This is a genomic window from Actinomyces sp. (assembly GCF_030530635.1).
In the GTDB taxonomy this organism is placed as follows: Bacteria; Actinomycetota; Actinomycetes; order Actinomycetales; family Actinomycetaceae; genus Actinomyces.
The window spans coordinates 1-6,947 of the sequence record NZ_JAUMUL010000097.1 but is presented as its reverse complement, the minus strand read 5'-3'; the positions used below and the strand labels follow the sequence as shown (position 1 = coordinate 6,947).

The window sequence follows — 6,947 nt, the reverse complement described above, 5'->3', positions numbered from 1 at the left end:
CGAGCGAACCGACTCCCGGCTCCACCCACACCCTCAAACGCGAAACGCCGAATAACTGCGAGCCAGGATGACGTCATTCCAGCCCGGCTGCCCCTGCCCACTTGGACTCTCAACATCGGTGCCGGGTTGCTTCCGTGTCGGTCAGGCCGACTCGGCCGCGTTGTCCCCGACGGCGGTGTTCTACTCGACGGCGGTGCCCTCCCCGACGGTCGCGGCTTCCCCTACGGCGGAGCGCTTACGCAGCTCTCGGACCGTGGCGCGCGGGTCCTCTCCAGCGGGGAAGCCGCGCAGGCGCCAGTACATGGCCAGCATGGAGCCGGTGATTGTGTGCCAGAAGGTCGCCACCGCACACGGTGCGGCCACACCGGCACTGAGGTAGGCCACGGCCAGCGTGGAGCCGAGACCGGCGTTCTGCAGACCTGTCTCAATGGAAATGGTGCGTCGGTCCCGGCGCGAGACTCCGATGGCTCGCGCCACCGTGTACCCCAGGCCGTAGCCGATGGCGTTCTCCACGGCAATGGCCACGAACATCAGCAGGCCCGCAGTGGCGATCAGCGCCTGACTGCGAGAGACCACCGCCGCCACCACCCCGGCGATCGCCACCACCGACACCCACGGCATGACAGGCTGGATGCGGGCCACCTGCCGGTGGGCGAACATGTTCAGTACGAGCCCGGTCCCCACCGGCAGCAGGACGATCTGCACGATGGACAGCGCCATGGACCCAGCCGGCACCTCCATGTACGTTCCCGCGAGCCACAGGGTGAGCAGCGGGGTGACCACGGGAGCAAGCATGGTGGACAGCGCGGTCATGGACACGCTCAGGGCCGTGTTCCCCTTGGCCAGGAAGCTGCACACGTTCGACGTCGTCCCACCCGGTACACAACCGATGAGGATGATGCCGATCTTGAGCTCATCGGGAAGAGGAAACATCTGCGCGATGAACCACCCCACCAGCGGCATCACCGAGAACTGTGAGAGCACGCCTACGATCACCGGCACGGGGTGGCGCACGATCAGGGTGAAGTCGGGTACCGACAGGGTCATGCCCATGCCCAGCATGGTCACGGCCAGCAGCGGCGTCATGTAATTCGACAGTGGCACGAAGGTGTTTGGGGAGAGGAAGGCCGCCAGAAAGGCCGCGAACATCACCAGGGGGAAGACCGCCACCGCTATCCGTGCGCTGCGCTCCTGACGCCGCTCCTCGCAGGCCGAGATACCGGAGACGGACCCGGGAGTGCGATACCTGCCGGGTGGCGGCTGGTCGGCGGGGGACTCTGGGTGTGGGACGGTGGGGGAGACGGACGGGGACATGGGAGCCTTTGAACATTGAGGGGATGCGGACTTCCCAGGCACGGTAGACCGAAGCTCCCCGTCGGCGCCGACGCCGTCCAACCGGTGGACGCCCCCGACTATTCACCACTATCCGCCCAGAGGAGTTCAGCGTAGCCTTTCCCCATGCGGGCGCAACGCATCACCGACACCATCGCCTACCACGCCGAAGGACCCTGCTGGTGGGAGGCCACCGGGCGGCTCCGGTTCGTGGACATGCTTGCCGGCACCGTCATCGAACTGGATGATGCCGCCGACTCCGGTCACCGCCGCCTACCGGTCGGCTCCCCGGTTGCCGCGGTGATCCGCCCCCGCGTCGACGGCGGCGCGATCGTCGCCACCGAACGCGGAATCTCCCTGAGCCGTCGGGAGGACTTGAGTGACCTCACTCCCGCGGCTGAGCTCTTCGCCGACCCGGCTGTGCGCACCAACGAAGGTGGCTGCGACCCCGACGGTCGCTTCTGGATCGGCACCATGCCGTATGCGAAGACCCCCGGTGGCGCCACCATGTACCGCTGGGACGGCCCGGGCTCGGAGCCGCTGACCGCCTGGGGCGGGGCCACCATCTGCAACGGGCTGGGCTTCTCACCCGACGGCGGCACCGCCTACTGGACGGACACGCCCACCGGTACGGTGGTCGCCATGGAATACCGGCCCACCGGCGCCGACCGCGGCGGGCTCACCGACCCGCGCCCCCTCGTGTCCATCGATCCCGTTGACGGTCACCCCGACGGCCTCTGCGTGGACGCCGACGGCGGGGTGTGGGTGGCGCTGAACGGGGGTGCGGCCGTGCGCCGATACACCGCCGACGGCGCCCTGGACGCGGTCGTGGAACTCCCGGTGCGGCAGGTCACCGCGTGCGCCTTCGGCGGCGCCGACTACACCACCCTGTACATCACCACCTCCCGCGAGAACCTGCCCGACGACGTCGAACCCGCCGCCGGTTCCATCTTCGCCGCGGAGCCGGGTGTGAAAGGGCTCGCGCCCCTGCCCTTCAGAAGTTAGGACAGGGGCGCGTTCGCCGCAGGCGGTGGATGGCGTGAGCCCGCCGGTCGGCCACCAGGCCGCGGAGCCGTTCGGCCGCCTGGCCGCTGGCTCGGTCTGCCGTCCGGCTGTGGGGCCGACGGCCGGTCTTCAGCCCTTGTGGTGGAAGCGCTCCTTTAGCCGGGCGATGCGCTCCTCCCAGGCGTCCTTGCGTTCCTGTCGGCGTTCCTGGCGCATGACCTTGGCGGCCTCACGATGCGCAGCCTCGGTGGCTTCCTGGGCCGCCTCCAGCTCGGCCAGCACCTCGTCGGCGGGACGTCGCACCACCACGCCGTCGAGCGGGGCGACCAACCCGTCCAGCACCTCCTCGGCGTACTCGCGGACCTCGGCGAAGATCGCCGTCGTGCCTGCGGGCAGGCGCGAACTGAACTCGCCGATGGCGGTTTCGGCACGGTTGATGCGTCCCACGTCCACGAAGCCCCCGGCCAGGGAGCCGGCGCCCCAGCCGAGCAGCATCCCCAAGGGCCCGCCCAGGATGCCGACCACCATTCCGATCAACCCGCCGGAGAAGGCGCCGTCGCCGATGCGGGAGTCCGCGCCCTCGGCCAGGTGCAGGTGGCCGTCCGGCTCCCGCTCGGCGATGATCGCGGCGGGCACCGAGATCCTGTCCGCCTGTGCCGCCTGCCGGATGTCGCTGAGCGCCTCATAGGCCTTACTGGACTCCGCGAAGGTGATGACGACGAAGTTGTGTGCGGTCATAATGCTGACTCCTGCCTAATTAGTCGGTTGACGGCCCCATGGGGCTGATGACGAGAAAAGTAAACAACTCCTGCAAGTCAGTTGTTAGAGGAATTGGCCGTTTTCAGGCATTCTCCGGGTGTTTTCTTGGTGTAAGTACGGGGGTCGTTGAGCATGTCTGCGAGCCATTATCAGCATACGGTCAGAAAACCGGGTCGGGCTATACGCATACGGCTCCATGCAGCGTCCGAGTGATTGCTCAGGAATCCGCGAGTCTCACCCACGACAATGCGGGCGTGGATCCGCTGCTGCGCAACTGCCTGCTCGTGCTCGCCTTCATCCTGGTGGGTGCCTGCTTCTCTGCCTCCGAGATGGCGCTGGTGTCCCTGCGCCCCACCCAGGTGGACGAACTCGCACGACGCGGCGGTGCCGGAGCCGTGGTCAAGCGTCTGACCGCGGACTCCAATCAGTTCCTATCCGCCGTCCAGGTGGGTGTGACAATAGCCGGATTCTTCTCCGCGTCATTCGGGGCCGCCCAGATCGCCCCGGCGCTGGCGCCCGTCCTCGTCGCTGTGGGGCTCGGGGAGTCAGCGGCCTCGGCGATCACCTTCATCGGCATCACCCTGCTGATCTCCTACCTGTCGGTGGTGGTGGGGGAGCTGGTGCCCAAGCGCATTGCCATGCAGTCCGCCCAGACCGTCGCACTGCTGGCGGCTCGACCGCTGGCCGCCCTCACCGCGGCGCTGCGGCCGGTGATCCGACTGTTGGGAGCATCCACCAACGGCCTGCTGCGACTGCTCGGTCGTGATCCGGCGGCGCAGTCGCAGTCCGTGGGTCTGGGAGAACTGCGCACCATCATCCAGGCGCAGGAGAACCTGGGTGCGGAGGAGCGGCGGATGGTGGTGGACCTGCTGTCGGTGGGGGAGCGCACGGTGTCGGAGGTGATGACGCCGCGCACCGAAGTCGAGTTCGTCTGCGCCGACCTGTCCCTGGCCGAGGCCCGTGCGGCCCTGGCCGGCCTGGAGCATTCCCGCTACCCGGTGCGCCGGGGTCGGGATGACGACGACGTCGTCGGCTATGTGCACCTGCGGGACCTGATCACCCCGGCCGACGACACTCGCCCCGTCGGCGAGATCGCCCGCAGCATCCTGCTGCTCCCGGCGACGGTACCCGTGGTGTCGGCGTTGACGCAGATGCGCGCGGCCCACGCCCATATCGCCCTGGTGGTGGACGAGTACGGCGGTACCGACGGGATCATCACCCTGGAGGACGCGGTTGAGGAGTTCACCGGTCAGATCGCCGACGAGTACGACCGGGAGGCGCCCGCCGTCGTGCGCCGCGACGGCGCCGTTGTCATTGACGGACTGGCCGGGCGCGCCGAGGTGGCCCGGGCGCTGGGCCGGGAGCTGCCCGACGGCCCCTTCGACACCATTGGCGGCTTCGTCATGGCCGAGATGGGGCGGGTGCCGCGGATGGGCGATGCCGTCGCCTGGGACGATCTACGCCTGAAGGTGATTGCGATGGACGGCCGCCGGGTGGGCCGGGTGGAGGTCGCCTCCCCCGGCCCAGTGGCGGACCGTCACGCCGGCCGAGGGCTCAAGACGCGTGCTGACCCGATGGGCGCTCGTTGAGCTTCCACACCGCGCACGACAGGGCGGTGGCGAAGGCCGTCCAGGCCGCATAGGGCGCCAGGGCCACGCCGCGGGCCCTGCTGACCTTGAAGACGCGACGGGTCAGGTCGGCCGAACTGGCGGCGAGGACGCCGGCCCAGGCGGCGGACAGTGCCGGCTGCTTGGCCTGGAAGAAGGCCCAGCTCCAACCCCCGTTGAGTGCCAGGTTCGTGACGGTTGCGGCCAGGAACCTCCTGGCCTCCTTGTTGCTGCCGGTGAGTTCACCTGCCTCCCACAGGTCGGCCAGAGTGAGCCCGGTGGTCAGGGCGACGTCCGTGTACAGCGTGCTCCAGGCAATCGGGAATGCCTCATTGGGAGGATTCCAGTCGGGCTTCTTGAGGCCCTCGTAATACTCACCCCTGGGGTCCGAGGCGGCCGTGCCGGCCGCGGCTGTGACTGCGACCAGCGCGGACGTGGTAAGCAGCGCCTTCAGCTTCAGATGTGCCATTGGAATGCTCTCTGTCGGTTTCGCGTACTCGCTTTTCGAGTACCGGCACAAGAAGGATATGGGTTTTATGTGGGGGAGCGCTCGGCATGGACGCACAAATGCGCGCGAAGAGGCCGACGGCACCCGGGGGAGCGCTTGAAGAAAGGCTGACATCCAGACGGCGGCGCCCGCCGTGTACCGGCGACCTGGCTCCGGTTGACTGCGCCTCAGGGTGCAGGGTCCGATACCTGCTCATGCCTCGACTGTCGTCTCGGTTGACCGTGGCCGCCATAATTCGTCGCAACGGTGCGCGCAGGCGGACACCAGACGGGCATTGGGCAAGTCCACGGTGCGCACCCAGTGGCCGGCGTCGGAGGCATTACGGCCGAACTCCTGGTGGCGGGCCACCAGGCGGTGCACCAGTTCCTCCTCGGACACGTCAATGATCACGAGCAGGTCGATGCGGGCGCGAATGCCCTCCCAGCCGCCCGAGTCCAGGGCCAGGTAGTTGCCCTCGGTGACCACGACGCCCGGACCGTCCACGAGTGCGCCCGCCGCAACCGGTTCATGTAGATCCCTCCGATATACCGGCACTAAGACGTCTGAGTACTCGGGGGCGCGTACCCGGTCTAGAGCGGACCGGTAACCGGCAACGTCGAAGGTGTCCGGGGCGCCCTTGCGGCCGTGACGACCCAGCTGATCCAGGACGGCGTTGGACATGTGGAATCCGTCCATGGGCACGACGCCCGCGAGCAGCCCGCGACGCCGCAGCTGCTCCTCCAGCGACGCCGTGAGCGTGGATTTGCCCGACCCGGGTGCCCCGGTCAGTCCGACTACGATGCGGCCGGGTCGGTCGGCTGCGGCGGTGCCTGTGGCATCGCGTAGGCGGTGCTCCAGACGGTCTACCAGATCTGCGAGCAGCATCTCGGCGGTGCCGTGCGGACGATCGGTGAGGTGGGCATGGGGCGATTATCGCTCAGCGGGCGGCATTCGGGAGGGGCGGGAAGCGGTGGGGTGTCGGCGGATACCGCGGTGTTGGGAGGCCGCCGCTGGACTGTCTTCGCGCGGACGGGCTCCGACGAATGGTCGGCGTCGTCTACTACGCCGGTATGCCCTCTAGTACGCCACTTAGGTGTTTGCTGAAGGCCTCCGAGCCCTTCAGCAAACACCTAACCGGCGTAGTAGACGCCGAAGGGGCGTACCCAACGCCACCCTGCGGCCCGCGTCCTCAAGAACCCTTAGTAACGCGGCTCGGCTGCTCACCGCCCACCACACCTCAACACACCGAGAGCCGCATATGTGGGTGGCGGTCCCGGCGTCGAATGAGGCCGGGACCGCCACCAGGCAGTCCGTTGCTGCGGGACTACCGACGCCGATTGTGCGGGGTTATGCCCGTCTGCGTGCAACCGTGGTGGAGATTCCCGCGAGCAGGAGGATCGCGGCGAGCGTTGCTAGCGGCGTGGTTCCTGCGCCGGTCTTGGCGAGTTTCGCGCGCGAGGACGACTTCGTGGCGGGGCTGGACGGATTGCCGGGTGAGGACGGCGTCACTCCGGGCGTGGTTCCAGCGCTGGACGTTGGTGCCGGTTCACTGGTGGGTTCCGCGGTCGGCTCCTGCGTGGGTGCAATGGTTGGGTCAACGGTAGGTTCACTGGTGGGTTCCGGCGTCGGCTCGGTGGTCGGCTCGACGGTGGGTTCGATTGTGGGTTCGGTGGTCGGTTCCTCCGAAGGTGCGACGGTGGGTTCCACGGTTGGCTCGGTGGTGGGTTCGATCGTGGGTTCGGTGGTCGGTTCCTCCG

The 6,947-nt window shown here is 68.2% G+C and carries 7 protein-coding genes; 3 read left to right on the top strand and 4 right to left on the bottom strand.

Annotation, left to right across the window (positions count from 1 at the left end; translation table 11 throughout):
- Positions 1–180: 180 nt before the first annotated feature.
- Positions 181–1,314 carry a bile acid:sodium symporter family protein gene (locus tag Q4A20_RS14390; protein ID WP_303124028.1) on the bottom strand — a complete coding sequence of 378 codons (1,134 nt, stop codon included), beginning with the start codon at positions 1,312–1,314 and terminating at the stop codon, positions 181–183.
- Positions 1,315–1,458: 144 nt separating this feature from the next.
- Here Q4A20_RS14390 and Q4A20_RS14385 point away from each other — a divergent pair, with 144 nt between their 5' ends.
- Positions 1,459–2,337, top strand: coding sequence for an SMP-30/gluconolactonase/LRE family protein (locus Q4A20_RS14385; RefSeq protein WP_303124026.1), 879 nt, complete (start codon positions 1,459–1,461; stop codon positions 2,335–2,337).
- 129 nt (positions 2,338–2,466) lie between these two features.
- Here Q4A20_RS14385 and Q4A20_RS14380 read toward each other — a convergent pair whose 3' ends face one another.
- Positions 2,467–3,075, bottom strand: a complete 609-nt coding sequence (locus Q4A20_RS14380) for a DUF1269 domain-containing protein (protein WP_303124025.1) — start codon at positions 3,073–3,075, stop codon at positions 2,467–2,469.
- Positions 3,076–3,305: 230 nt separating this feature from the next.
- Between Q4A20_RS14380 and Q4A20_RS14375 the strand changes: the two genes are divergently transcribed.
- Positions 3,306–4,685 (top strand): hemolysin family protein, encoded by a 1,380-nt coding sequence (locus Q4A20_RS14375; RefSeq protein WP_303124024.1) that lies wholly within the window; start codon positions 3,306–3,308, stop codon positions 4,683–4,685.
- Here the strand turns inward: Q4A20_RS14375 and Q4A20_RS14370 are convergent.
- Positions 4,651–5,172, bottom strand: a complete 522-nt coding sequence (locus Q4A20_RS14370; RefSeq protein WP_303124023.1) for a TspO/MBR family protein — start codon at positions 5,170–5,172, stop codon at positions 4,651–4,653. The two genes, Q4A20_RS14375 and Q4A20_RS14370, sit on opposite strands and share 35 nt — an antisense overlap.
- Before the next feature lie 231 nt (positions 5,173–5,403).
- Positions 5,404–6,075 (bottom strand): phosphoribulokinase, encoded by a 672-nt coding sequence (locus tag Q4A20_RS14365; protein ID WP_303124022.1) that lies wholly within the window; start codon positions 6,073–6,075, stop codon positions 5,404–5,406.
- A 373-nt stretch (positions 6,076–6,448) separates the two neighbouring features.
- On the opposite strand from Q4A20_RS14365, the gene Q4A20_RS14360 reads away from it, so the two are divergent.
- The coding region (locus Q4A20_RS14360) for a glycine zipper domain-containing protein (protein ID WP_303124020.1) at positions 6,449–6,947 on the top strand (499 nt) is incomplete at its 3' end.

Coding starts and splice junctions, on each gene's coding strand:
- Q4A20_RS14385 (WP_303124026.1), top strand. CDS start 1,459: ATGCGGGCGCAACGCATCACCGACACCATCGCCTACCACGCCGAAGGA.
- Q4A20_RS14365 (WP_303124022.1), bottom strand. CDS start 6,075: ATGCTGCTCGCAGATCTGGTAGACCGTCTGGAGCACCGCCTACGCGAT.
- Q4A20_RS14380 (WP_303124025.1), bottom strand. CDS start 3,075: ATGACCGCACACAACTTCGTCGTCATCACCTTCGCGGAGTCCAGTAAG.
- Q4A20_RS14390 (WP_303124028.1), bottom strand. CDS start 1,314: ATGTCCCCGTCCGTCTCCCCCACCGTCCCACACCCAGAGTCCCCCGCC.
- Q4A20_RS14370 (WP_303124023.1), bottom strand. CDS start 5,172: ATGGCACATCTGAAGCTGAAGGCGCTGCTTACCACGTCCGCGCTGGTC.